Raw genomic sequence first — 22,590 nt, forward strand, 5'->3', positions numbered from 1 at the left:
AGTTGTGGATGTGTTTCTTATATTAAATCTCTTTGCTACTTTTGCAAGAGGTCTAGTTAAGAACAGAAAAATCCGTGCTTTGATAAAAGACGGATTTTTCTTAAGATAATTATGATAGTCGCTATGAACTGAGTATCTAGCAGGCTATAAATGTCTAGGTCTCAGCTTCAATATCGAGTATGGGTTCTTCAACCGTAGTGACGACTCTAGATTCAACATACGAGCTGCTATGTGCCGTGTCGGTAGTGATTGGATAAATCTCTAAGCGTTCCAATTCTGCTAATAAATCTTGGATGACTTCTTTTTTACGAGTGACAAAAGTGGACGCAAAGCAGCGCCAAAATTTCCAGCCAGCACGCTCCAAAATACGCTGACGTTGCATATCGCTGTCCCATTTGTCAGGACCATGATATCTATCGCCATCACATTCAATGGCTAGGCTGTTGTCGTTTTCACCTTCGACTACCATATCGATTCGGTAGGCACCTGCTTTAACCTGTGGAACCACTCGATAGCCTCTCTCCACCAGAAGATCAAAGACTTCCGTTTCAAAGGGAGACTCACATTTTTGACGCGAATCAGAGACTTCTTCCTCATCTTGCATGAATGGTGCTTGAAAGTGTTTAATAAGCTCTGCTCGGTAGTAATCGGCTTGGCTTAGTTCATCCAGTTCAATACTACGTACTAAATACATTCTATCGCGCGCTCTTGAAGCAGCGACATTCATCCGCTGGGCGAAAGTGTCTCTCGTTTGTGCATGGGCCGCTCCGGGTACCACTACCAATGACAAAAACATGATATCGCGCTCTTTACCTTGAAAGGTTCTGGCATCACCGCAAGCGATGTCAAAAGCAGTCATTACCGCTTCATCTAGTTCTTTGTTGAGTATTTCCATAATATTATGTGCTTGCTTATTGCCTAGCAACGAGACAACACCGATGGTTTTACCTTTGTAAGCTGGATCAGAAACGATGAACTTGATTTCATCGACGATAAATCTGACTTCTGAAGGATTAATATCAGAGCCTTTAAGACGATAGCCATCGGTGACATAAACATCAATCAATGGTGGGTCTAAGCGCTCTGAGGGTTTTGCTTTACGCAAAGGTATCAGCTCATGATTGTAAAACTCACGTTTTGAGAACTCAATAATAGGTGCCACACTGCGAAAATGTTCTTTTAGCATCACACTGCTATCTGCAAAAACGACTTTGAATAAATCGTAGATTGAACGATCAGGTGACATCTGTGAGCGATAAACAGGGACTTGATTGCTCAAATACTGTGCCATCAGGTTACGGATTTTCTCGATATCGAGACCGACGCCTTCTGGTGACACTTGCTTATCGTCACCAACGATTAACACTTTTTTGGCTCTCATAATGGCTGGCAATGCCGTTAAGTCAGATTGAGACGCTTCATCGATGATAACCAAGTCAAAACTGCCAAATTCTGCTGGCAAGGACTCAGAAATACGATAATGCGGCATAATCCAACACGGAATAGCAGCACTTGCTCCCGCAGAAGCTTCGCGCGCTTCACGGCGATAATAATGCGCGCCTTTGCCTGTTCCCTTACCGATACGCATAATGGCAGAGCGGTATTTTTCTAAAGAGGCTCTCACGTTTGGTGTCGCATTTTCTGCAACTTTTAGCCATGCTCTTTTGGTGATGGCTTCTTGATAGAGTCTGGCTAAGCTTACTTCTAAATTGCCACGAGTTTTGGCCAGTTGAACCAATTCCTTGCGACCATCGATGCTGTCTATAAAGCTAGTCAATCTAGCAATTCGCCAAATCTGCTGCCAGTTATCTGATGCCAAGGTGTCTTGAGAATTATTATGAGGTTCATAACGCAATTTCTTTGCCCAAAGTGGTGCGCCGTTATCTTCAATGAGTTGGGTAACGTCAGCGACTGTCTGTAAATCTGTTGCAAGGTTATTCACGCGTTGCAACTCATTTAACAGTTCTTGATAGTCTGTTTGTAATTGTTCATCAGATAGATTTGGGTCACCAATCTTTTGAGTGACAAATGCCGTCATTTTTTCACTAATAGAGCCTTTACAGTCGGCAAGATTAGTCAGTAAGGACTCTTTTAACGTGAGACTTTCAGCCAGATTATGTCTCTTTAAATGTTGTTTAAGAACACTTTCAATCTCAGTCAAAATATCTTTGTTATAAGGTGCTGTAGAGATAACACCCCAATCTATAAATATAGTGCTTAACGCCTGCTTGATACTGTGCTGCAAGTTGTGACTAGCAACGATTTCATCGTATAGATGAACGGCTGAATGTAACGCAGACAGATTATTGGGCGATACCTCAAATATCGGTAAGGACAGCTCATTTGATAAGGCGTTCCAGCGAAGGATAAGCGCTTGAGATTTTTTTCTAAACGTTATAAAGCTGGATATATACTGCCAATCTGCCGTACTTGATGGTGCTGATGAGACTATCGTAATAGACTCAAGGCTTCTCTTTTCAGCAGACTTGCCAAAAATACCAGCGAGACCAAATGGCTTTTTGCCTTCAGATAAGTTTTTAACCGCGTCAACGAGCTCTGGATTTTTATCAAAATCATCAGTCATCGTAATAGGTTTGGTTAAATAAATGGTTCTCTCATCAAAAATGGCTTTGATCTCATCGTTCAATATAGTGAGATGAGCGATAATGTCTTGCTTAGTTTCATTAGCCAAATGCTGCTGAATATCCGTCGTCCAATTCTGGCCAGCCGCTACAATCTTTTGTATCAGGTCAGTCAAACGAGATGTACTGGCAGTGATTTCCTGAGCAATGTTTATTGTGCTAGCACTGTCATTTATTAAGCTTGGTAATTCTCCTTGCTGCTCAGCTGCTTGCGACTCATTGAGGTAACTCAAATCCTTATGAAGTTGCTTGATAGCATTGGTGGGCGGCATATCTACAACAGCAGGAATTTTTTTATTAAGATAACTCAAATCATGGCCGAGGTTTACTCTTGCGTCTTTTAGCGCTGTGATATCAGCATGAGTAAATCGAGGCTTAAACATCTCTTCTATGCCCAATTTATCGGGAAAGCTTTCGATAAGCTGCTGGTTTTGAGCAACCTCAGTCGCGGCATCTATGGGCTTGATCGTTTCATTATCGATAGTGATGTCATCAAGATTTAATCTTGCCCAAGCCGTAATTTTATGGTCAGTGCTTGCGAGCTGTGCATGGATGGTATCAATTTGATTGTCAAACATGAGAATGTCTTTTTTGTAGGCCTCACGATTGATACTAGATACTTCGCTCGATATTTTTTTGATGGTATGTTCAAACTGTTTTAACCCTTCGTTTTCACTGGTTAGTAGACTAACGGCGAGGGGACGAATAGATTCAGGCAGTTGTCCTTGCAGTACTTTTAGCGCAGGGTCTTTCATCGATGTGACCAGTACTCGCTTGCCAAGTGCTAAGTAATGACAAATAACATTGGCAATAGTATGGGTCTTACCTGTGCCGGGCGGGCCTTGAACGACGACTCCATCGTGGACATCTAACTGCTGTATGATTTGTACTTGTTCATCGTTGAACGCTTTGGGGAAATATAGCTCGGCTGGCGTGCCGATATAGCTATCACTGCCACTCACCATAGACAAACCACGATAAGCAGGCAGTATATTTTCTTTGTTTTCTGTAGCAGGTTCTGTCAGCATTGCCTTAAGGGCGCTCGGTAAATCAATGTCAGTGACCGATTCTAGCTGAATGGATAAGTTGTTTAAGTCTTGCAAAAAGATATTGTTACTTCTAGGACGAGCCATAATGACCCATGTGTCAGTAACAATCAGGTTTTTTTGCGCTTTAGGGATTTTTCGATCATCTGCAATGGTATGATCTGGTTGATAAACGCCAGAGGAATCAAGCAAAGTAACGGCTGACTTTAAGATAGGCTCATAGCTACTTGGCAAAAAAGGACTTAAGGACACATCTTCTGAATCATAAAAATCTTTGCTGTTCTTTAATAACTTCGCTAAACCCTGATTTTCTTCTATAGAAAAAGGCTCCGTTTCAAGCGTGGGAGCGGATAGGGTAGGCTTGATGAGTAATGCCATTGTCTTTTGATCTAAGGTGATTTCAACAGATTGCGTCAATAGTGGATACTTTATCTGCTTGCTACTCTGCTCATCGTCCGTGCTTTTTCGTGTGGCAATACCCACACCCCACACCAACTCTAACTGTGCATCAGCGAGATTGCCCTGAAGCTGTTGGTTAAGCATGAATAGACTGGAATACAAAGCAATGCTTTGGCGAACGAGTTTCTCTTCTGCTAGCCAAGGTTTCCAAACGTCTTTGAGATATGTATTGAATTCATCTCGTACAGTGTCTTTCGCAGGAAAGTCTTTTAAGTAAACCTCTGCTTGTAATGGCTCCTCTACCTCTAATGATTCATTTGTATAATTATTGTCAACTTCAAACGGAGTAAATACCTCTGTAGCGCCCGAGGACAACAGACCATCATCGATGAATGGTTGCACAGATGTTTTTTCTTTTAATGACGGTTGATCGCTAAACTTAACTGGAAACTTTAACCAATGTGCTAACAGTGCGCTGTTGGATTTAGGTGCTGAGTTTTCACGCAATCGCTCTAAACGAAGCCAAACGTCCTCTGGGGTATCGTCGGTGATGTTAAGGTTGATACCCGGCAAGCCTAATAATTGCTCCTCAGTACAAGTGAAATCACTGTGTTTAGCAAAATCTTGAGTAGGCGCTTTTTTCATCAAAGCACACTGCTTGATGAACTCAATTTGAGAGGCCAGTCTTTGTGCGTAAATACTCATTTGTTAAACCTTCCAAATCATCAAAATATTAGCCCTGACCTCACTGGCACATCATAAATACTGTTTATCAGATTTTATAATTAAAATGCTTAGGCGGCTGATCATTTCTAAATTAAAAAAAAGACCAAACTATAGCACAGAAATTGATAGCACTAAGTCGCATCTAGTATTTTTAAAAATGATGGCTAATCATTACTATTTTATAAACCAAACTCTCATTATTCCTATCAAAAATACTTTCTTTAAAACCCTATAACCAAAAGTATTTAATAGCAAAAATATTTATGAGATTGGGGTTTAATATTCAGCTCAATGCGTTACTATTACCACCTTATTCCGTTAGACCCTCATATTTGATACTTTGTATTAACACCATAAGAAAAGGATAGGTTATGCGCTATGAAGTGATCGTTATCGGTGCAGGTATGGTTGGCACGTCAGTCGCGTGGCATTTACAAAAAAATAATTCAAAAGTACTGATGTTAGACAAGAAGTTGCCAGGGTCAGAGACCTCGTATGGCAATGCAGGATTGATTCAGCGCGAAGCCATTCATACCCATCCTTTTCCTCGTAAACTGACTGAGATGATCCGAGTATTGCCGAACCAAGGTACCGATATTCGCTATCGTATTCCAGCAATTTTGCGTTATCACCAAGCGCTGCTACAGTACTGGAAATACTCTACGCCCGCTTCGGTCAAAAAAATAGAATCAGAATGGCAGACACTGATCGCGCATTGTACCAGTGAGCATCAGACAATGATTTCAGCATCTGGTGCTGACGAACTAATCACTCGTGACGGCTGGTTGCAATTGCATCGCTCGGAAGAAACGTTTAAAGAAGCACAAGCATCAGCCATTGATGCGCGCAATCAAGGCGTTGAGCATAACGTACTAAACCTTGAAGCGCTAAAAGCCATGGAGCCTAGCGCTAATTTTGAAGGTTTCGTTGGTGCGATTCATTGGAAAAACTCTTGGCAAGTATCGAACCCAAGCTCGCTAGTAAAAGCCTATGCGAAAAATTTCCAAGAGATGGGCGGTACAATTAAAGAGAGCGATGTAAAAGAAATCGTACAAGACGGTGAAGGTTGGAAAATCATTACTGATAATGACACTTATTATAGTGATAAGTTGGTTATCGCAGCAGGTCCATGGTCTAATGATTTGATCAAGCCACTTGGCTATAATCTGCCATTGTTCCCAATGCGTGGCTATCATCAGCATTTCAAAGTGACAGAAAAAAATACCATCAATCATAGTATGTTTGATATGGACAAAGGCTTTGTGATGGGGCCAATGCAGCAGGGTATCCGTATCACGACCGGTGCTGAGATGACCACGATGGATGCACCAAAGAACTTTGGTCAATTAAAAACGGTTCTGAAGCTGGCTCGCAAAATCTTACCATTAGAAGATGCGGTTGAGAGCGAAGCATGGGCAGGATCGCGTCCTTGTATGCCTGATATGAAGCCAGTTATTGGTCCTGCAGACAAGCATGAAAAACTATGGTTTGCCTTTGGTCACAGTCATCAAGGCTTTACTTTAGGGCCTATGACAGGGCGTCTGGTTGAAGAAATGATTCATGACAAGCCATTATTAGTAGATGTTGCGCCATTCAGTGCTCAACGTTTTTCTAATTAACAGCGCATTTGACAGATTTAGCACAGACTTAAATTAATAAATTGAAGGTATATAAGATGATTAAGAAGCTACATAGCAATCAACGTATGAGTAAAACCGTAATCCATAACCAGACTATCTATTTGTGTGGTCAGGTAGGTAATGCAGAAGACGATATCAAAGCGCAAACATTGACTTGTTTGGAGAAAATCCAAACGTTATTAGAAGAAGTGGGTAGCGATAAATCAAAACTACTGTCAGTAACGGTTTGGATAAAAGACATGGCAGACTTTGCTGCTATGAATGAAGTCTATGACCAGTGGTTTGAAGGCATTCAGCCGCCAGCTCGTGCTTGTGGCGAGTCTGCATTGGCACGTCCTGAGCTGTTGGTCGAGATGATTGCCATCGCCGCTGAGTAAGTAACAGATTGATTGTAGTAGTTGTTTAAAAAAGGCCATGATATCGCTATCATGGCCTTTTTTTGTTTTCCTGTTTTCTCATAGATTGGTTGTGAGTATATTTTTATAAGCTATCAAAGTAGATTAAGCTATATTTATTCAACTTATGTTTTATAATATTATGTGTTTCTCACGTTACCTGTTATTATACGCCAGCAACAGTTCTGAGATAATAAACAGCCTCTCAAAACCATCATTTTTTAGCATTGATGGCTAAGCAAACTGCTGGTAGTTATATTTTCAATGTCTTTTTAAATTAATAATAGTTTGTTTCTTATTGAACATTTTGAGGAAATTCACGTGGAATTCATAGGTGTTATTTTACTTGTCATCGCAAGCATCATGTGCATTATTTATAGCATTAAGTTAATTATTATAGCCTTCCAAGAGTCGGTACTCTGGGGGCTGTTATATCTATTTCTTCCATTTGCCAATTTATACTTTATTATCACTCGCTGGGCAGAGTGCAGTTCACCATTTTTGAGATCACTCATAGCCGTTGCATTTATGATTGTGGGCGCTTTGATGGCTTCATAATAATAGCAACGTCATCTTTCTTTAGTCAGAGTATTTTCGTCAAACAGTTAGCATCCTTTCCATACGGCTTGACGCTTTTCAATAAAGGCGTCAATACCTTCACTCACATCGTCTGCCATCATATTACAAGTCATCACTTCACTGGCATAGTCATAAGCATCTTCGACGCTCATATTCAATTGCTTATAAAACATATCTTTGCCAGTTCTTACCGCTACTGGAGATTTGACGGTGATTGCCGTTATCAACGATTGCAAGACTTGCTCTAATTGTTCCGCTGGTGAAACTCGATTGATCAATCCATATCGTAAAGCAGTATGTGCATCGATAAATTCACCAGTGATTAACATCTCAAACGCTTGCTTACGAGGTAGATTGCGACTGACGGCTACAGCAGGTGTGGAGCAAAAAAGCCCAACGTTTATCCCTGAATTGGCAAATTTGGCTTCATCAGCGGCAACGGCTAAATCACAGGCGGCGACCAGTTGGCACCCTGCTGCTGTCGCGATGCCTTGCACTTTTGCAATCACGACTTGCGGCATACGATTAATAGTGAGCATCATGTGACTGCATTGTTGGAATAGGGCGCGCTGAAAGGCTTCATCTGAATGTGCGCGCATCTCTTTTAGATTATGACCGGCACAAAACGCTTTACCATTTGCTGCAATGACGACTACACGGATATTGTCATCTTGAGCGATACTGTCCAGTTCCGCTTGTAGCGCAGAGAGTAGCTCAACGGATAAGGCGTTGAATTGTTTTGGACGGTTTAAGGTGAGAGTGACCACGCCACTTTTTCTATCGTCTTTTCTAATAACGAGAAAGTCGTCCATGTCTAAGGCAACGTCAGAGTTTGTCATTTATCATCCTTGATAATGGGTTGTTTCATTTGGTAGATGCTATGTATAGCTACCTAAATAGTAGCATGGCTTACCTCTTATATAATAGGTTGCTCATGTAGAAAGCAGACAAATAAAAATAGCGATCTCATATTCTGGGGTCGCTATTTGTTTATCAGTCAGATACAAGGCAAGGCTGTATTAAGCTGTCTTTACACTGAGCTTAGTATGCGCCTTCGCTATAAATAAGCTCGTAGCTGTGGCTGTATATCTCGACGATATTGCCAAACGGGTCTTCCATATAAATCATGCGGTAAGGTTTTTCACCAGGGTAATAATAGCGTGGTTTTTCCATACGCTTTTTACCACCTGCTGCAACGATGCGCTCAGCCAACTCTTCAACATTTGGATCTTGAACACAAAAGTGAAAGATACCTGTTTTCCAATATTCAAAGTTATTTTCAGGGTTTTCTTGATTTTTAAATTCAAAAATCTCAACACCGATACGGTCACCAGTAGATAGGTGAGCAATACGGAAGCTGCCCCAACCTGAACCGAATACTTCAGTACACATCTCACCAATCGGGCTATTATCTTCAACAATCTCTGTTGGCTCCATGATGGTGTACCAACCCATTACTTCAGTATAAAATTTTACGGCGGCTTCTAGGTCGGGAACTGAAAGGCCGATGTGCGAAAAACTCCTTGGATAAACGTTGTTCATAGCTTTTGCTCCTGTTAGTTGTACTCTTATTTAACGTGAGGCCAGTATACAAACATACGATTATTATGTAAAATTATCAAATATTATATAAATAATTATGTATCGTAATGATAAATATCACATGGTTGCGCACTTTTTGTGCGCTTGCCGAGTTCGGGCACTTTACTCGTACGGCTGAACGCTTACGCATGACCCAATCTGGCGTGAGTCAGCATATACGTAAGCTAGAAGATCAATTGGATACAGACTTACTGATTCGTCAAGGAAAGCAGTTTTCACTGACCAATGCAGGTGAACAGCTCTATAAAGAAGCAGGGGAGATATTGCAGCGCTTATCAAATCTGGAGCAGCGCATCGGTGAAGATCCTCATTATGAAGGGTTGGTACGTTTGATGTCGCCTGGTAGTGTGGGACTCAAGCTATATCCGCAGCTTTTGACCTTACAACAGCAGCATCCAAAGCTAGTGATTGATTATCGCTTTGCTCCAAATTCTGATATTGAGCGGGCACTTGCCAATCATGAGATTGACATTGGTTTTATGACGGATGTCTCAGATGAGGAGACAGTCAGTTGTAAGTCTATGGCTCAAGAAGCGCTAATATTAGTGACGCCTGCAACTACGGTAAAGCCGAGCTGGGAGTATCTCACCGAGCTTGGTTTTATTGATCATCCAGATGGTGCACATCATGCAGGTATGCTACTGACTGCCAATTATGAGCAATTTCAACACATCAATGATTTTGAGAAAAAAGGCTTTTCTAATCAGATTGGTTTAATCTTAGAGCCAGTGAGTAGGGGTATAGGCTTTACCGTGCTACCTGCACATGCAGTGGCTGCTTATCCAAAGCCTGAGCTTATTAAAAGCCATTATCTGCCTGTTGCCGTTAGCGAGACGCTATATCTTGCGGTAAGACGACGGCATGCACTCTCTAATAGAATGCACACGGTCATTGATGAAGTAACGAAATGGCTATAGCATTAATACATGAATAATTAGCCTTACATTTTGTTTGTAATACAGTTTGGCTAGCAACAGTATCTATATATGAACGTGAAACACGCCATAATTTATTTAGATATATTTTCGATTTATGCTACATCTATGGACTAATAATGAATATACAGCTATTAAAAAAGACATACTTTAATATTGTAATGACTTATATGATAGCTGGACTACCAATACCTGCTATTGCCGAAGATTCAGTGTTGATAAGTGATTTGGCTACTATTGAGTCGCTTGCACGGCAAGGAAATGCTATTGCTCAGTATAATTTGGGTGTTATGTATGCAGCAGGTTCAGATGTCGAGCAAGATAATGTCAAAGCTTTTGAGTGGTTGAATAAATCTGCCAGTCAAGGATTAGCTGAAGCGCAATATAATATCGGTGTTATGTACGATCAAGGTATAGCTGTACCACAAAGCCATGAAAAAGCCTTTACCTACTATAGCCATTCTGCTAAACAAGGCTATAGCAGAGCCCAATATAATCTTGGTAATCTTTACTCTAAAGGTGAAGGTGTCGTTCAAAACGATATCAGCGCCCTTGAACATTGGCAACAGGCAGCTGCGCAAAATAACAAGTTAGCACAGTTTAATTTAGGCATTGCTTATGCCGATGCTAAAGGTGTCCCTAAAGATAATATAACAGCGTTTAAATGGTACAAAAAATCTGCTGAACAAGGCGTTGCTGGTGCTCAATTTAATTTAGGTGTTCTGTATCAGCAGGGTCAAGGGGTTTCTAAAAATAACGTAAAAGCGGCTGAATGGTTCGAAAAAGCAGCTAAGCAAGGCATGGCAGAAGCTCAGTTTAACCTTGGTTTTATGTATTATAAAGGCGAGGGTGTAAAATTAGACTATAGCAAAGCAGCGCATTGGTTTGAAAGCTATAGTCAGCTAGGATATCAAGACGTGCAAAACGAATTAGCAAAAATTTATATTCTAAGTGATGGTGTCCATGGCAATAGAGTAGGTGGGTTAGCAGGGTTAAAGCGTATCTGTGACACTGGCATCCAGAAATATTGTGATATGTATACAGAATGGAGCCAAAAAACAGATTAAATGGTTTGGCTCTGTTCTGCTTTGAAATGATAAAAACATCTATCTCATCTTAATACCTAAGCGCATAGCAGCAGCAATATTTACAGCCGTGGTTTCAATATTGTCATAAGCCTGACTCAGTACGTTTTCGATGGTATCTACTTTTTGAATACTGGGCATGATGACCTCGAACTGGCTAGTTTGCGCAGGTTTGAGTCCGTCAACACTACCACAAATAGCAATGACCGGCGTATGGCTGGCTTTGGCAAGCTGACTGATGCCACCTGCCACTTTACCCATGGCTGTTTGCGCATCGAGCTTACCTTCGCCAGTGATAACGAGATCAGCCTCTGCAATATGCTGCGACAAATGAGCCACCTCAGCAACTGTGTCAAAACCTGATTTTAGCTTAGCTTGAAAGAATGTCATCATCGCGTAGCCAAGACCACCAGCTGCTCCAGCGCCTTCGACATGTTGGCAGTCCTCATAACCGTGATGACCGCACATGGTGGCAAAGTGACTGAGTGCTTTGTCTAAGGCTTTTACTTGCTCTGGACAAGCGCCTTTTTGTGGACCAAATACTGCGCTCGCACCCAAAAGACCACATAATGGATTGGTCACATCACAAGCGACTTCAAATACTGTGTCTAATACCTTTGCATGAAGATTTATATTATCAAGCCTATGTAGGCTGGCAAGTGCGCCACCACCATGAGTGAGTAGAGTGTCATTGATATCGTGAAAGGTGATGCCTAATGCCATTAGCATGCCAAGACCTGCATCATTGGTTGCGCTACCACCTAGACCAATCACGATACGTTTAGCCCCTTCTTCTAACGCATCAGCAATCAGCTCGCCGACACCGTAACTGCTAGCAATGACAGGATTGCGTTCATCGCTTGTCAGTAGATGTAATCCGCACGCTTGAGCAACTTCGATGACAGCCGTAGCGTCGGGCAATAACAAATACTTTGCCGTTATCGATCTCATGAGTGGGTCGTGTACCACCACTTCTTTCCAGCGTCCGCCTAATACATAAGACAATACCGCAGAGGTGCCTTCACCGCCATCTGCCATCGGCAATAGCTTATAATCAGCCTCTGGAAACACTTGACTGAAGCCAGATTGAATGGCGCGGCAAACATCCAGTGCGTCTAAGCTTTCTTTAAATGAGTCGGGAGCAATTAAAATTTTCATGAATGTCTCTTTGAATCTCTTTAAATAAATACCAAGGTTAATAACCAGATAAAGACGATGCTGGTCACGCCTTGAATGCCCGTTGCCATAGAATGGGCTTTGTAAGCCTGCGCCACACTCATACGACTAAACTGACTGACAATCCAAAAAAAGCTGTCATTGGCGTGCGAGATAGTCATGGCACCTGCACCAATGGCCATCACACAAAATACGCGACCAAGCTCACTGTCGAGACCAATTTGATCCAATAACGGCGCGATCATCGCAGAGGTGGTGACCAAGGCGACTGTGGTCGAACCTTGTGCAGTTTTTAACGCAGCAGAGACAATGAATGGCATAAAAATACCAAGCCCTAATGCGGACAATGTCGTACCTAAATAGTCGCCAATCGGTGTGACCTTTAGCATGGCACCAAATGCACCGCCTGCGCCAGTAATCAATAGGATAGGGGCTGCCACAACCAAACCTTGAGAGATGCTGTCGCTAATTTGCTGTGTTTTTTGCTCAGTGTTAATTAGTAAGAAAGACAAGAATAAACCAATCAGTAATGCCGTGAGTGGATTGCCGATAAACACTAAAATATCTGTCAACGTGCCACTGCCAAATGGTGCACTTGGGAAGTTCGCAACAGACGATAAGCAAATCAATACGATAGGGATAATAATAGGCAAAAACGCCATTGTTGCTGACGGCATGCTGCTATAGTCGTCACGTGTCTTCATGTTTTCAGGCAAAGTCGCTGCTGGCGCGTCCAGTGCATCTATATTGTCGGGAGCGACATTTAAGAAGCGATTAGACCACCACCAGCCAGCCAGTACAGCAACCGCTGTCACCACCACACCGACCATAATAACCAAGCCTAAATTGGATTCTAGCCCTAAGTTACCTGCTGCGGCAATTGGACCTGGGGTTGGTGGTACAAAGGTATGGGTTGCGTATAAGCCTGTCGCTAAGGCTATGCTCATCGCCACACTGGATACATGTAAACGCTCGGCCAATGTTTCTTTCAATGAGTTTAAAATAATATAGCCAGAGTCACAGAATACTGGTACTGAAACTACAGCACCAACGATAGACATGGTCAAAGTAGGGAAGCGGGGCCCCAAAACTTTGATGACCGTTTCTGCCATTACAATGGCGGCACCTGTTTTTTCAAGGATTAGCCCGATGATAGTACCGAAGACAATAACCAGACCGATGTAACCTAAAATACCGCCAAAGCCATCCGAGATGGTTTTAGCAACAGTATTAAGCGGCACTTGGTAAAATAGTGCTACTAAAAAGGCTGATAATATCAATACTAAAAAAGGATGCCACTTTAACTTTGCTGTGGCAAAAATAATAAAAAGAATGGTCAGCACAAGCCAAAATACGATCATTACTGTCTCTACATGTAGGGTTGATAGCGATAATTGTGGATGCTGCTACTGAGCTATTATTTCATTAATAGCAGCATCAATAGGTATATGGATTTTTAAAGGGGCATATTTTATAGTAAATCCAAGCTGCTAGGGAATCTATTCGGCTCATATTTGATTTTATTCATGGTAAAGCTTAGATACTCTGCTAGTATGTGCTTTTTGCTTCACACGTACCATTATCAGGATGCCTACCTTGACCATATTTACTGCGCCTACTATAGCCAATATAGAAAATGATGAATTACGTCTGCAGCTACAGCAGATTATAGACCTAAAAACCAAGCCGCTGGGCGCGCTTGGGCGAATAGAGGCACTCGCTGTGCAGTTGGGCATGATTCAAGGAACGATCACACCGCATATTGAGCAAGCTCAAATACGAGTGTTTGCGGCAGACCATGGTTTAACTAAGCATGGTACATCAGCGTTTCCTAGTGCTGTCACTGCGCAAATGGTTCATAACTTTTTGCAAGGCGGTGCCGCCATCAACGTACTGGCACGCCAGCATAATATTGAGTTAAAGGTTGTTGACGCTGGGGTGGATGCCGACTTTGCTCCTCATCCAAAATTACTCGATTACAAGGTTCGTCATGGTAGCCGCGATGCGCTAACAGAACCTGCTATGACAGAGGCTGAATGCTTAGCTGCGTTAGAAAGCGGTATGAACGTAGTTAAGAGCATGGCAGGCAATCTGCTGATTGTTGGTGAAATGGGCATTGGTAATACCTCAGCGGCGAGTCTACTGCTGGCGAGATTGGGTGATGTACCACTTGCTGATTGTATCGGTCGCGGTACAGGACTTGATGATGCAGGATTAGAGCATAAGACGGATATTTTGACGCAAGTATTAGAGTGTCATCAACAGGCACAAGCACCGTTTGATGTACTCGCTGCATTGGGCGGGCTTGAGATTGCGATGATGGCGGGTGCGCTGATTCAGGCTGCTAGTGAACGGCGTATTCTCCTGATTGACGGTTTTATTGCCAGTAGCGCATTATTGGTGGCTGAACGCCTAGCGCCCGGTGTTGCTCAATACGCGATTTTTGCTCATCATTCTGTTGAGCCGGGGCACGCGCATTTATTGAAATCACTAAATGCTGAGCCTTTACTTAATATGGGCATGCGCTTAGGCGAGGGTAGCGGGGCTGCGCTCGCGTATCCATTGTTGCAATCCGCTTGCGCCATTATTAATGAGATGGCAAGCTTTAGTGACGCTGGTATCAGTGAGCAAAACAACTGATGTTACAATCATTAAACAAACCATCAAATCAGCCATCAAATCAGCCATCCTCGCCTAGACGAAATCTTACTCAATTTATGAAGCATGAATGGATATTGTTACTGGTCGCCATTCAATTTTTAACGAGATTATCAGTACCGCCATTTAAACATTATAATCCGCAATGGTTGCATCAGAGCAGTCGCCATTTCCCCGCAGTCGGTTTACTGGTGGGCTTACTCTGTGCTGGCGTGTTTTGGCTTAGCAGTCTGTTATTTACGCCGCTAGTTGCTGCAGTGCTGAGCACAGCTTTTGGAATTAAGCTCACTGGCGCTTTTCATGAAGATGGTCTTGCGGATAGCTGTGACGGTCTCGGCGGTGGTCTGACTCGCGAGCGCACACTGACTATTATGAAAGACTCACGCCTAGGTACTTATGGTGTATTAGGTTTGGTGTCGGCGCTATTACTCAAAATCAGCTTACTTACCTCGATGCCCATACCGATGGCTGTCATCGCGCTTATCATAGGACATACCGCGTCGCGTTTACTTTGCATTAGCCTGCTGTCTTTACTGCCTTATGGTGGAGAGATAGAACACGCAAAAGCCAAACCGATGGCGCAGCAGTTGACGCCAATACAAGGGCTATATAGCAGTGGCTGGCTAATATTGGCTATTATTTTAGTCGCCCTTATATTTCCCAATATGATGCAGCAGATTGGGCTTGCTCAATGGTTGTTAGCCATGATACTGGCGCTGATAGCCACTGACTACATGCGACGTTTATTGCGCAGGCGCTTGGATGGTTACACGGGCGATGGGCTCGGCGCGACGCAGCAGCTTAGTGAAATTGCTATTTATATCGGACTGGCTGCTTCTATACCCTTTATTTAAATCAAATCGTCAACAAGGACAATACTCATTCATGATTCTCTATATTTGGCGTCATCCCAAACCGATGAATACTGAAGGAATTTGTATTGGACAAACTGATATCGGCGTCGATAAACGTAAGTTGAAACGTCTTGCCAATAAAATCGAGCGCTTTGTGCGTTTGCATCAATTACCAAAAATAATTTGGATCAGCCCCTTACAACGTTCACTAAAAGTCGGGCAAATATTAGCGCAACGTGGTTTTGAGTGTCGCGTCGCGCCTGAATTGGCTGAGATTCATTTTGGCGAATGGGATGGATGTCGGTGGGCGAAAATCACCAAGCAAGAGATTGATGAGTGGTGTCATAATTTTGCCCATTTTGCACCCAGTCATGGAGAGAGCTTGCAGCAGCTATTTGAGCGTGTTGAAGGTTGGTTGGTTAAGGTTTCAGCTGAACAAAAAGATGGCCCAGTATTAGTCATCGGTCATGCAGGCTGGATAAATGCAGCCAAGATAATAGCTGCTGACCAAGAAGTGCCGAAAACAGCCGCTGAGTGGCCGCGCTCTGTCGCATATCTGTCCTGTAATCGTATTGATATTTAATTAAAAAAACGGCCATTATGTTGACCGTTCTTAAATTTTGAATGCTTTTGAGTGCTTTTGAATAGTTCAGGAGGCTGCTAGCTTTCAGCTTGTAGCTCATCGATCTTTTCAAAGTAAGCTCTCTCGTTTTCTGCTAAGCCTAGGTTCGAATCAAAGCTCACATAAATGCCTCTATCATCCAGTGTTGCATACCAGTGGTCTGCATAATTATCGGTTAGGATTTGAAAGTATTTATTATTAACGATTCTACCCACCTTATAAATTTCACCTTCGCTATAAAAATGATTGCCTTGGGTGCAGCGTAATTTGTCGTCAGTATTTATCATGTCATTGCAGCCTATCGTTATCTAAATAAAATCTATCAATCAAATACAACGAGGATATCAACTCAAGTGACAATAATAAAGATGACTTTATAGGTAGTATCTTATTGTTAAGTATAGGCTTTCCAAGCTATTTATTACAAATAGTTGCTAGAATATATCACTGTTCAAGATACCTGATAAAATCATCAATTAAGCGCGATAGCAAAACGCAAAAAAGCCAGCAACATGACGTTACTGGCTTTTTTAGACTAGATCTAGATATTCAAAAAATTACTCTTCTGAATAATCTTCGTTCTCGTCTTCAACTTCTGTTGCTGACTCTTCGTTGTCGCCATCTTCAGAAAGAATGGTAACTAGAATAGTAGCGGTAACGTCATGATGTAGCTGAATATCAACATTGTATTCGCCAACTTGACGTAAAGTGCCTTCAGGAAGCTTGATTTCAGCACGGTCTACTTCTAGACCTGAGTTAGTCAATGCTTCAGCAATATCGCGAGTACCGATAGAGCCGAATAGTTTGCCTTCGTCGCCTGATTTAGCACGCATGATGACATTAACGTCAGTTAGCGCATCAGCACGTTCTTGAGCAACAGCTACTTCTTTCGCTTCTTCAGCTTCAAGCTCGGCACGACGTGCTTCGAACTTTTCAATGTTAGCTGCAGTAGCAGGTAGTGCTTTACCCAAAGGGATAAGAAAGTTACGTCCGTAACCTGGTTTCACATCGACAGTTTCACCGAGTTTACCAAGGTTGACGATACGCTGTAACAAAATAATTTGCATGAGTCATTCCTAGTTAAAATTAACGGTTAACCCTGATGGTTATCAGTGTATGGAAGTAGCGATAAATAACGAGCTTGCTTGATAGCAGTAGCTAGTTGACGCTGATATTTAGTAGATGTACCGGTAATGCGGCTTGGTACGATTTTACCATTATCACTGATGTACTGTTTTAGCAATTCAACATCTTTATAATCGATGTGAGTGATGCCTTCAGCAGTGAAACGGCAGAATTTGCGACGGCGATAGAAACGTGCCATGAGTATTCTCCTTTAATTAGTCTTCACTGTTGTCGTTGTCGTCATTATCGTTTTCACGACTGTCTGGACGACGAGTAGTTGCTTTGCGTGCGCGTTTTTCATCGGCATTCTTGGCTAACTGCGACTCTTCAGTGACAGCGTCGTCACGGCGCATAACTAGACTACGAATGATCGCGTCGTTATAACGGAATAATTCTTCAAGTTCAGCTAAAGTTTCACCGTCAGTTTCAATGTTGAAAAGAACGTAATGAGCTTTGTGAATCTTGTTGATTGGATATGCCAATTGACGGCGGCCCCAATCTTCTAAACGATGGATAACACCGTTGTTGTCTTGAACCAACTTGATATAGCGTTCAACCATGCCGACCACTTGGTCGCTTTGGTCTGGGTGTACAAGTAACACCAGTTCGTAATGTCGCATTATGACTCCTTACGGATTAGTAGCTATTAACCCTATGTTAATAGCAAGGAGATTTATAAGGTAAGCCCGATTTCTTATTATTATGAATAAATAATAAGAAATAAGCTTAGTTTATAAAGCGCCATATTATAACAGTACTTAGCAACTAACACAAAGGTTAATCACTAAGCCACCGTTAATAAATTATAACAATAATTAGAAATGCTCGGTTCATAAAAAAGCAACGATATCACGCTACTTTTTTATCAAAATAATAAGATGGATTGTTAATAAACAAGCTATTTTATTTTTGGTTCTTTCACTAACTGACTGCTATCTGCTTTTACCACCAAAGTTTTGGCCAATTTGTCATGCCAGCCGATATTTTCAGGGCTTTTTGATGCCATGTAATAGTGAATAGCAATAATCACGAACCCTAAGAAGCTGGTAAACGAGAACAATAAGTTATAGATTATAAACAATAACAAAGTACGCACACCAATAAGCTTGGTAAAAGAGGGCAACCGATGGGTGGTTTGATCCACCACGCGAATACCCGTAATCAGCTTACCGAGTGACTGACCACGCAGTGTGATAAATACCAATTGCAGCGCAAATAAGCCAAATACCATCACTTGCGACATCATCAATGTGCTACTAGGAAGACTCTCCATCAGTGTCATTGAATACTGATAAGCCGCATCCATATCTTGGATATTTTGGAATTTGGTATAATCCACATCCATTTTGGTCAATGCCATCACTAGCGGAAAAATAGCCAGTAGATAGAGTAGTCCATTGATGGCTGTTGCTAATACTCGCGACATAATCGGTGCAAGTACCACATTGCCGACGACTTTGTCTTTGCTAGACGCAGTCTTATTGCTATTAGCCTTGTTTAGTGACACATTATTGTGCGGTGTTTGCTGACGATTGGTGGTCATGTCAGCTTTCACATTTTTATCCGTGTCTTTTGGACGTTCAGGCTTGCCATACAATCTATCTAATGAAACTGATTTGCTATCCGAGCTATTGCTAGCGTTGTCTTCAGGAAAAACAGTTACATTATTGATAATAGAGTCATTAACCTGAGGCTTGCCAAAGTTGGTAGGTCGATAAACCGTTTGATTATTGGTCAAGTTACCGACACGCTGCCATTGGTCTAAGCCTTCATGCCACATCAAATCATCCAGCAGTACTTCACCAGATGCCAACATGATATTCAGCTGCTCCAAATTGTAAGGACCAGCTTGTACGTTATTTCGAGCAAGGAAAATCTGCATAATTGCCTGCATAGTTAGTCATATCTTAAGTCACTATATATGATACATAATATTAGGGTCTATTTAATATTTTTCACATAGACCCTAATCATTGTTTCTTTAATGACTGTGTGAATTACTGCTGTGACTGAACGTTAGGGCTTACTTCGCTTCTTCACCAGCTAAGAAGAACCAAGTATCTAGTACAGAATCAGGGTTCAACGACACTGAGCTGATACCTTGTTCCATCAGCCAGAACGCAAGATCTGGATGGTCTGATGGACCCTGACCACAGATGCCGACATATTTGTTTGCTTTACGGCACGCATCAATCGCCATGGTCAATAGTTTCTTAACCGCAGGATCACGCTCATCAAATAGATGTGAGACGATACCTGAGTCACGGTCAAGACCAAGTGTCAACTGAGTCAAGTCGTTAGAGCCGATTGAGAAACCATCGAAGTGTTCTAGAAATTCATCTGCCAATAGGGCGTTGGTTGGTAGCTCACACATCATGATAACGCGTAAACCGTTTTCGCCACGTTTTAGACCGTTTTTCTCAAGTAATTCGATGACTTCTTTGGCTTCGCCAACGGTACGAACGAATGGAATCATAATCTCGACGTTGGTCAAGCCCATCTCATCACGTACGCGTTTTAGTGCTTTACACTCAAGCTCAAAGCAGTCACGGAAGTTGTCAGACACATAACGACTGGCACCGCGGAAACCAAGCATTGGGTTTTCTTCTGATGGCTCGTATAATTTACCACCAAGCAAGTTAGCATATTCGTTTGATTTAAAATCTGACATACGAACGATAACTGGCTGATCCATAAAGGCAACGGCTAGCGTTGAGATACCTTCGACCAACTTATCCACGTAGAAATCTACCGGTGACGCATAACCAGCAATACGCTCTTGGATGGCTTGGGCAATTTCGCGTGGTAAGCTGTTCATGTTCAGTAGTGCTTTTGGATGCACGCCAATCATACGGTTGATGATGAATTCTAAACGCGCAAGACCAATACCTTCATTTGGCATTTGCGTGAATGAGAAGGCACGATCTGGATTACCAACGTTCATCATTACTTTGAAGGCAAGCTCTGGCATAGACTCAACAGAGTTGGTCTGCACTTCAAAATCAATTTGGCTTTCATAAATGAAGCCAGTATCACCTTCGGCACAAGAAGCAGTGACGTCTTGACCATCAACCAATAGCTCAGTTGCATTACCACAACCAACGATGGCTGGAACACCTAGCTCACGAGCAATAATCGCTGCGTGACACGTACGACCACCACGGTTAGTGATGATAGCAGAAGCACGCTTCATGACTGGTTCCCAATCCGGATCCGTCATGTCTGATACTAATACATCGCCTTCCTGTACTTTGTCCATCTCATTTAAGTTGCTAACGATACGGACTTTACCTGAACCGATACGCTGACCGATTGAGCGGCCTTCACACAATACTTTAGCGTTGGTGGTGTCGATGATATAACGTTCCATGACATTGCTGTCTTGGCGGCTCTTAACGGTTTCAGGACGTGCCTGAACGATAAAGATTTCGTTGGTATCGCCGTCTTTTGCCCATTCGATATCCATCGCTTGACCATAATGCTTTTCGATCGTCACGGCTTGCTTGGCAAGTGAGGTTAGCTCTTCAGTCGATAATGAGAATTGCATACGATCTTGTTTTTCAACATCGACAGTTTTCACTGATTTAGTGGTGCTACCTTCATCACCGTAAATCATTTTCTTATGCTTGCTGCCTAGGTTACGGCGAATCACCGATGGTTTACCATTGGCTAGCAATTGCTTAGAAATATAGAATTCATCTGGGTTAACCGCGCCCTGTACGACCATTTCGCCTAGGCCGTAGCTTGACGTGATAAAGACCACTTGATCAAAACCGCTTTCGGTATCTAGCGTGAACATCACACCCGCTGCGCCAGTTTCTGAGCGAACCATACGTTGTACAGCAGCAGATAAGGCAACGCCTTCATGCTCAAAACCTTTATGGACACGATAAGAGATGGCACGGTCGTTATAAAGAGACGCAAATACTTCTTTAATCGCAATTAGGACGTTATCAATGCCGCGAATGTTCAAGAAAGTCTCTTGCTGACCCGCAAACGAGGCATCTGGCAAATCTTCGGCAGTCGCAGAAGAACGGACAGCAACCGCGATGTCTTCGCCGCCGCTCATCGTTTCAAACGATTGACGTACTTCTTGCTCAAGATCACTTGGCAGCTCTTGCTCAATAATCCAAGTACGAATCTTTTTACCCGTTTCTGCAAGTTTTTTGACATCATCAACATCTAATGTTTTTAGTTCGTTGTTGATTTTGTCAAGCAAGCCAGTTTCGTTCAAAAAACGGTTAAATGCATTTGACGTGGTGGCAAATCCGCCTGGAACACTAACACCCAAATCAGACAAATGGCTGATCATTTCACCTAATGAGGCGTTCTTGCCGCCGACCATTTCAATGTCGTCTTTTCCTAGCTGATCAAGATTGATTACAAGTGCTGTAGATTGCGCTGCCATGATAACTCCAGAAAATAAGGTTATTTAGTAAAGATTATAACGGTGAATTATACCGCTATATTTGGAGAATTTCGAGGGGTTGAACCAATATTTTTGTCAAAAAGATACAAATTGTGGGCTTTGCTACATAATTAGTAGAAGGTTATTCATTTTTCTATTTTTGAGATGACGTAAAGATGCGAGTAAAGACCACTCTAATTATCAAGATATGTTTATAAATCGGTTGATAAATAGAGGGTTTAAAATAAATAACAGAAGAGCTTTAGGATATTCTTATAATATTTGCCTTTATATAGTAAATTTCAGATAAAACCGATACAACACATAAAAACTAATCAACTATTTAGATAAACCATGACTTATTCAATCGACTATCGTAAACAGGTTCTTTCTAGCATCGATAATGGTCTGACTGTTAGAGAAGCTGCTGCTTTTTACACGCTTAGCACCAGTACTATACATAGCTGGAGACAGAGCTTAGAGCCTAAGAAAGGGCGAGATAAAGCCCCGACTAAAATACCTGATAACGCTTTGCTTCATGATGTTAAAGCGTATCCTGATGACTATCAATATGAGCGCGCAAATCGTCTTGGCTGTAGTAAAACCGGCATTCATCATGCCTTAAAACGATTAAACATCAGTCAAAAAAAAGACACTAGAACATCCAAAGGTCTGTCCGATAAAAAGAGCTAAGTATC

Annotated in this window: 19 protein-coding genes; 8 read left to right on the plus strand and 11 right to left on the minus strand. The window is 42.2% G+C overall.

What is annotated here, in order from left to right; genetic code table 11:
- Positions 1-154: 154 nt before the first annotated feature.
- On the minus strand, positions 155-4,792 hold the full coding sequence (locus tag JFC08_RS11390; RefSeq protein WP_198330774.1) for an AAA domain-containing protein: 4,638 nt from the start codon (positions 4,790-4,792) through the stop codon (positions 155-157).
- Positions 4,793-5,184: 392 nt separating this feature from the next.
- Between JFC08_RS11390 and JFC08_RS11395 the strand changes: the two genes are divergently transcribed.
- Both JFC08_RS11395 and JFC08_RS11400 read left to right on the plus strand, forming a co-directional pair.
- Positions 5,185-6,432 (plus strand): NAD(P)/FAD-dependent oxidoreductase, encoded by a 1,248-nt coding sequence (locus JFC08_RS11395; protein WP_198330775.1) that lies wholly within the window; start codon positions 5,185-5,187, stop codon positions 6,430-6,432.
- 59 nt (positions 6,433-6,491) lie between these two features.
- Positions 6,492-6,830, plus strand: coding sequence for a RidA family protein (locus tag JFC08_RS11400; protein ID WP_055124581.1), 339 nt, complete (start codon positions 6,492-6,494; stop codon positions 6,828-6,830).
- A 623-nt stretch (positions 6,831-7,453) separates the two neighbouring features.
- Here the strand turns inward: JFC08_RS11400 and JFC08_RS11405 are convergent.
- Positions 7,454-8,266, minus strand: a complete 813-nt coding sequence (locus tag JFC08_RS11405; protein WP_198330776.1) for an enoyl-CoA hydratase — start codon at positions 8,264-8,266, stop codon at positions 7,454-7,456.
- A gap of 202 nt (positions 8,267-8,468) precedes the next feature.
- On the minus strand, positions 8,469-8,969 hold the full coding sequence (locus JFC08_RS11410) for a lactoylglutathione lyase family protein (RefSeq protein WP_055124259.1): 501 nt from the start codon (positions 8,967-8,969) through the stop codon (positions 8,469-8,471).
- Between the two features lie 107 nt (positions 8,970-9,076).
- On the opposite strand from JFC08_RS11410, the gene JFC08_RS11415 reads away from it, so the two are divergent.
- Together JFC08_RS11415 and JFC08_RS11420 are read left to right on the plus strand one after the other, a co-directional pair.
- The gene (locus JFC08_RS11415) at positions 9,077-9,946 is read left to right on the plus strand and encodes a LysR family transcriptional regulator (RefSeq protein ID WP_087815007.1); all 870 of its coding nucleotides are present in this window, start codon (positions 9,077-9,079) and stop codon (positions 9,944-9,946) included.
- Between the two features lie 188 nt (positions 9,947-10,134).
- On the plus strand, positions 10,135-11,031 hold the full coding sequence (locus JFC08_RS11420) for a tetratricopeptide repeat protein (protein ID WP_198330777.1): 897 nt from the start codon (positions 10,135-10,137) through the stop codon (positions 11,029-11,031).
- Between the two features lie 39 nt (positions 11,032-11,070).
- Here JFC08_RS11420 and JFC08_RS11425 read toward each other — a convergent pair whose 3' ends face one another.
- Positions 11,071-12,207, minus strand: a complete 1,137-nt coding sequence (locus JFC08_RS11425) for a glycerate kinase (RefSeq protein WP_198330778.1) — start codon at positions 12,205-12,207, stop codon at positions 11,071-11,073.
- 20 nt (positions 12,208-12,227) lie between these two features.
- The gene (locus JFC08_RS11430) at positions 12,228-13,586 is read right to left on the minus strand and encodes a GntP family permease (RefSeq protein WP_198330779.1); all 1,359 of its coding nucleotides are present in this window, start codon (positions 13,584-13,586) and stop codon (positions 12,228-12,230) included.
- Between the two features lie 226 nt (positions 13,587-13,812).
- On the opposite strand from JFC08_RS11430, the gene cobT reads away from it, so the two are divergent.
- From cobT to JFC08_RS11445, 3 genes are read left to right on the plus strand one after another with little or no spacing between them, the layout of a single operon-like run.
- Positions 13,813-14,865 (plus strand): nicotinate-nucleotide--dimethylbenzimidazole phosphoribosyltransferase, encoded by a 1,053-nt coding sequence (gene cobT, locus JFC08_RS11435; protein WP_227697749.1) that lies wholly within the window; start codon positions 13,813-13,815, stop codon positions 14,863-14,865.
- Positions 14,865-15,737 (plus strand): adenosylcobinamide-GDP ribazoletransferase, encoded by an 873-nt coding sequence (gene cobS, locus JFC08_RS11440; protein WP_198330781.1) that lies wholly within the window; start codon positions 14,865-14,867, stop codon positions 15,735-15,737. The genes cobT and cobS overlap by 1 nt, the downstream gene beginning before the upstream one ends.
- A gap of 31 nt (positions 15,738-15,768) precedes the next feature.
- Positions 15,769-16,320: a histidine phosphatase family protein gene (locus JFC08_RS11445; RefSeq protein WP_198330782.1), complete on the plus strand. Its 552-nt coding sequence runs from the start codon at positions 15,769-15,771 to the stop codon at positions 16,318-16,320.
- 77 nt (positions 16,321-16,397) lie between these two features.
- On the opposite strand, the gene JFC08_RS11450 is transcribed toward JFC08_RS11445, so the two are convergent.
- The 6 genes from JFC08_RS11450 to ppsA form a co-directional block, all read right to left on the minus strand.
- On the minus strand, positions 16,398-16,646 hold the full coding sequence (locus JFC08_RS11450) for a hypothetical protein (protein ID WP_198330783.1): 249 nt from the start codon (positions 16,644-16,646) through the stop codon (positions 16,398-16,400).
- A gap of 270 nt (positions 16,647-16,916) precedes the next feature.
- On the minus strand, positions 16,917-17,426 hold the full coding sequence (gene rplI, locus JFC08_RS11455; RefSeq protein ID WP_045446903.1) for a 50S ribosomal protein L9: 510 nt from the start codon (positions 17,424-17,426) through the stop codon (positions 16,917-16,919).
- Positions 17,427-17,452: 26 nt separating this feature from the next.
- A complete protein-coding gene (gene rpsR, locus JFC08_RS11460) occupies positions 17,453-17,683 on the minus strand; it encodes a 30S ribosomal protein S18 (RefSeq protein WP_010198808.1) in 231 nt (76 codons plus the stop codon).
- 16 nt (positions 17,684-17,699) lie between these two features.
- Positions 17,700-18,104, minus strand: a complete 405-nt coding sequence (rpsF, locus tag JFC08_RS11465; RefSeq protein WP_045446907.1) for a 30S ribosomal protein S6 — start codon at positions 18,102-18,104, stop codon at positions 17,700-17,702.
- Between the two features lie 278 nt (positions 18,105-18,382).
- Entirely contained in the window at positions 18,383-19,378 is a 996-nt protein-coding gene (locus JFC08_RS11470; protein WP_198330784.1) for an RDD family protein, read from the minus strand.
- A 129-nt stretch (positions 19,379-19,507) separates the two neighbouring features.
- Positions 19,508-21,892 carry a phosphoenolpyruvate synthase gene (ppsA, locus tag JFC08_RS11475; RefSeq protein ID WP_109590182.1) on the minus strand — a complete coding sequence of 795 codons (2,385 nt, stop codon included), beginning with the start codon at positions 21,890-21,892 and terminating at the stop codon, positions 19,508-19,510.
- A 354-nt stretch (positions 21,893-22,246) separates the two neighbouring features.
- On the opposite strand from ppsA, the gene JFC08_RS11480 reads away from it, so the two are divergent.
- Positions 22,247-22,585 carry an IS630 transposase-related protein gene (locus JFC08_RS11480; RefSeq protein WP_198330785.1) on the plus strand — a complete coding sequence of 113 codons (339 nt, stop codon included), beginning with the start codon at positions 22,247-22,249 and terminating at the stop codon, positions 22,583-22,585.
- Positions 22,586-22,590: the final 5 nt, after the last annotated feature.

The organism is Psychrobacter cibarius (genome assembly GCF_016107535.1).
GTDB lineage: Bacteria > Pseudomonadota > Gammaproteobacteria > Pseudomonadales > Moraxellaceae > Psychrobacter > Psychrobacter cibarius.

What these genes read in the sequence shown, in the direction of transcription:
- JFC08_RS11445 (WP_198330782.1), top strand. Translation starts at nt 15,769, where the DNA reads ATGATTCTCTATATTTGGCGTCATCCCAAACCGATGAATACTGAAGGA.
- cobS (WP_198330781.1), top strand. Translation starts at nt 14,865, where the DNA reads ATGTTACAATCATTAAACAAACCATCAAATCAGCCATCAAATCAGCCA.
- JFC08_RS11420 (WP_198330777.1), top strand. Translation starts at nt 10,135, where the DNA reads ATGATAGCTGGACTACCAATACCTGCTATTGCCGAAGATTCAGTGTTG.
- rpsF (WP_045446907.1), bottom strand. Translation starts at nt 18,104, where the DNA reads ATGCGACATTACGAACTGGTGTTACTTGTACACCCAGACCAAAGCGAC.
- JFC08_RS11410 (WP_055124259.1), bottom strand. Translation starts at nt 8,969, where the DNA reads ATGAACAACGTTTATCCAAGGAGTTTTTCGCACATCGGCCTTTCAGTT.
- JFC08_RS11405 (WP_198330776.1), bottom strand. Translation starts at nt 8,266, where the DNA reads ATGACAAACTCTGACGTTGCCTTAGACATGGACGACTTTCTCGTTATT.
- JFC08_RS11415 (WP_087815007.1), top strand. Translation starts at nt 9,077, where the DNA reads ATGATAAATATCACATGGTTGCGCACTTTTTGTGCGCTTGCCGAGTTC.
- JFC08_RS11430 (WP_198330779.1), bottom strand. Translation starts at nt 13,586, where the DNA reads ATGATCGTATTTTGGCTTGTGCTGACCATTCTTTTTATTATTTTTGCC.
- JFC08_RS11425 (WP_198330778.1), bottom strand. Translation starts at nt 12,207, where the DNA reads ATGAAAATTTTAATTGCTCCCGACTCATTTAAAGAAAGCTTAGACGCA.
- rplI (WP_045446903.1), bottom strand. Translation starts at nt 17,426, where the DNA reads ATGCAAATTATTTTGTTACAGCGTATCGTCAACCTTGGTAAACTCGGT.
- JFC08_RS11470 (WP_198330784.1), bottom strand. Translation starts at nt 19,378, where the DNA reads ATGCAGGCAATTATGCAGATTTTCCTTGCTCGAAATAACGTACAAGCT.
- JFC08_RS11395 (WP_198330775.1), top strand. Translation starts at nt 5,185, where the DNA reads ATGCGCTATGAAGTGATCGTTATCGGTGCAGGTATGGTTGGCACGTCA.
- JFC08_RS11480 (WP_198330785.1), top strand. Translation starts at nt 22,247, where the DNA reads ATGACTTATTCAATCGACTATCGTAAACAGGTTCTTTCTAGCATCGAT.
- ppsA (WP_109590182.1), bottom strand. Translation starts at nt 21,892, where the DNA reads ATGGCAGCGCAATCTACAGCACTTGTAATCAATCTTGATCAGCTAGGA.
- rpsR (WP_010198808.1), bottom strand. Translation starts at nt 17,683, where the DNA reads ATGGCACGTTTCTATCGCCGTCGCAAATTCTGCCGTTTCACTGCTGAA.
- JFC08_RS11450 (WP_198330783.1), bottom strand. Translation starts at nt 16,646, where the DNA reads ATGATAAATACTGACGACAAATTACGCTGCACCCAAGGCAATCATTTT.
- JFC08_RS11390 (WP_198330774.1), bottom strand. Translation starts at nt 4,792, where the DNA reads ATGAGTATTTACGCACAAAGACTGGCCTCTCAAATTGAGTTCATCAAG.
- cobT (WP_227697749.1), top strand. Translation starts at nt 13,813, where the DNA reads ATGCCTACCTTGACCATATTTACTGCGCCTACTATAGCCAATATAGAA.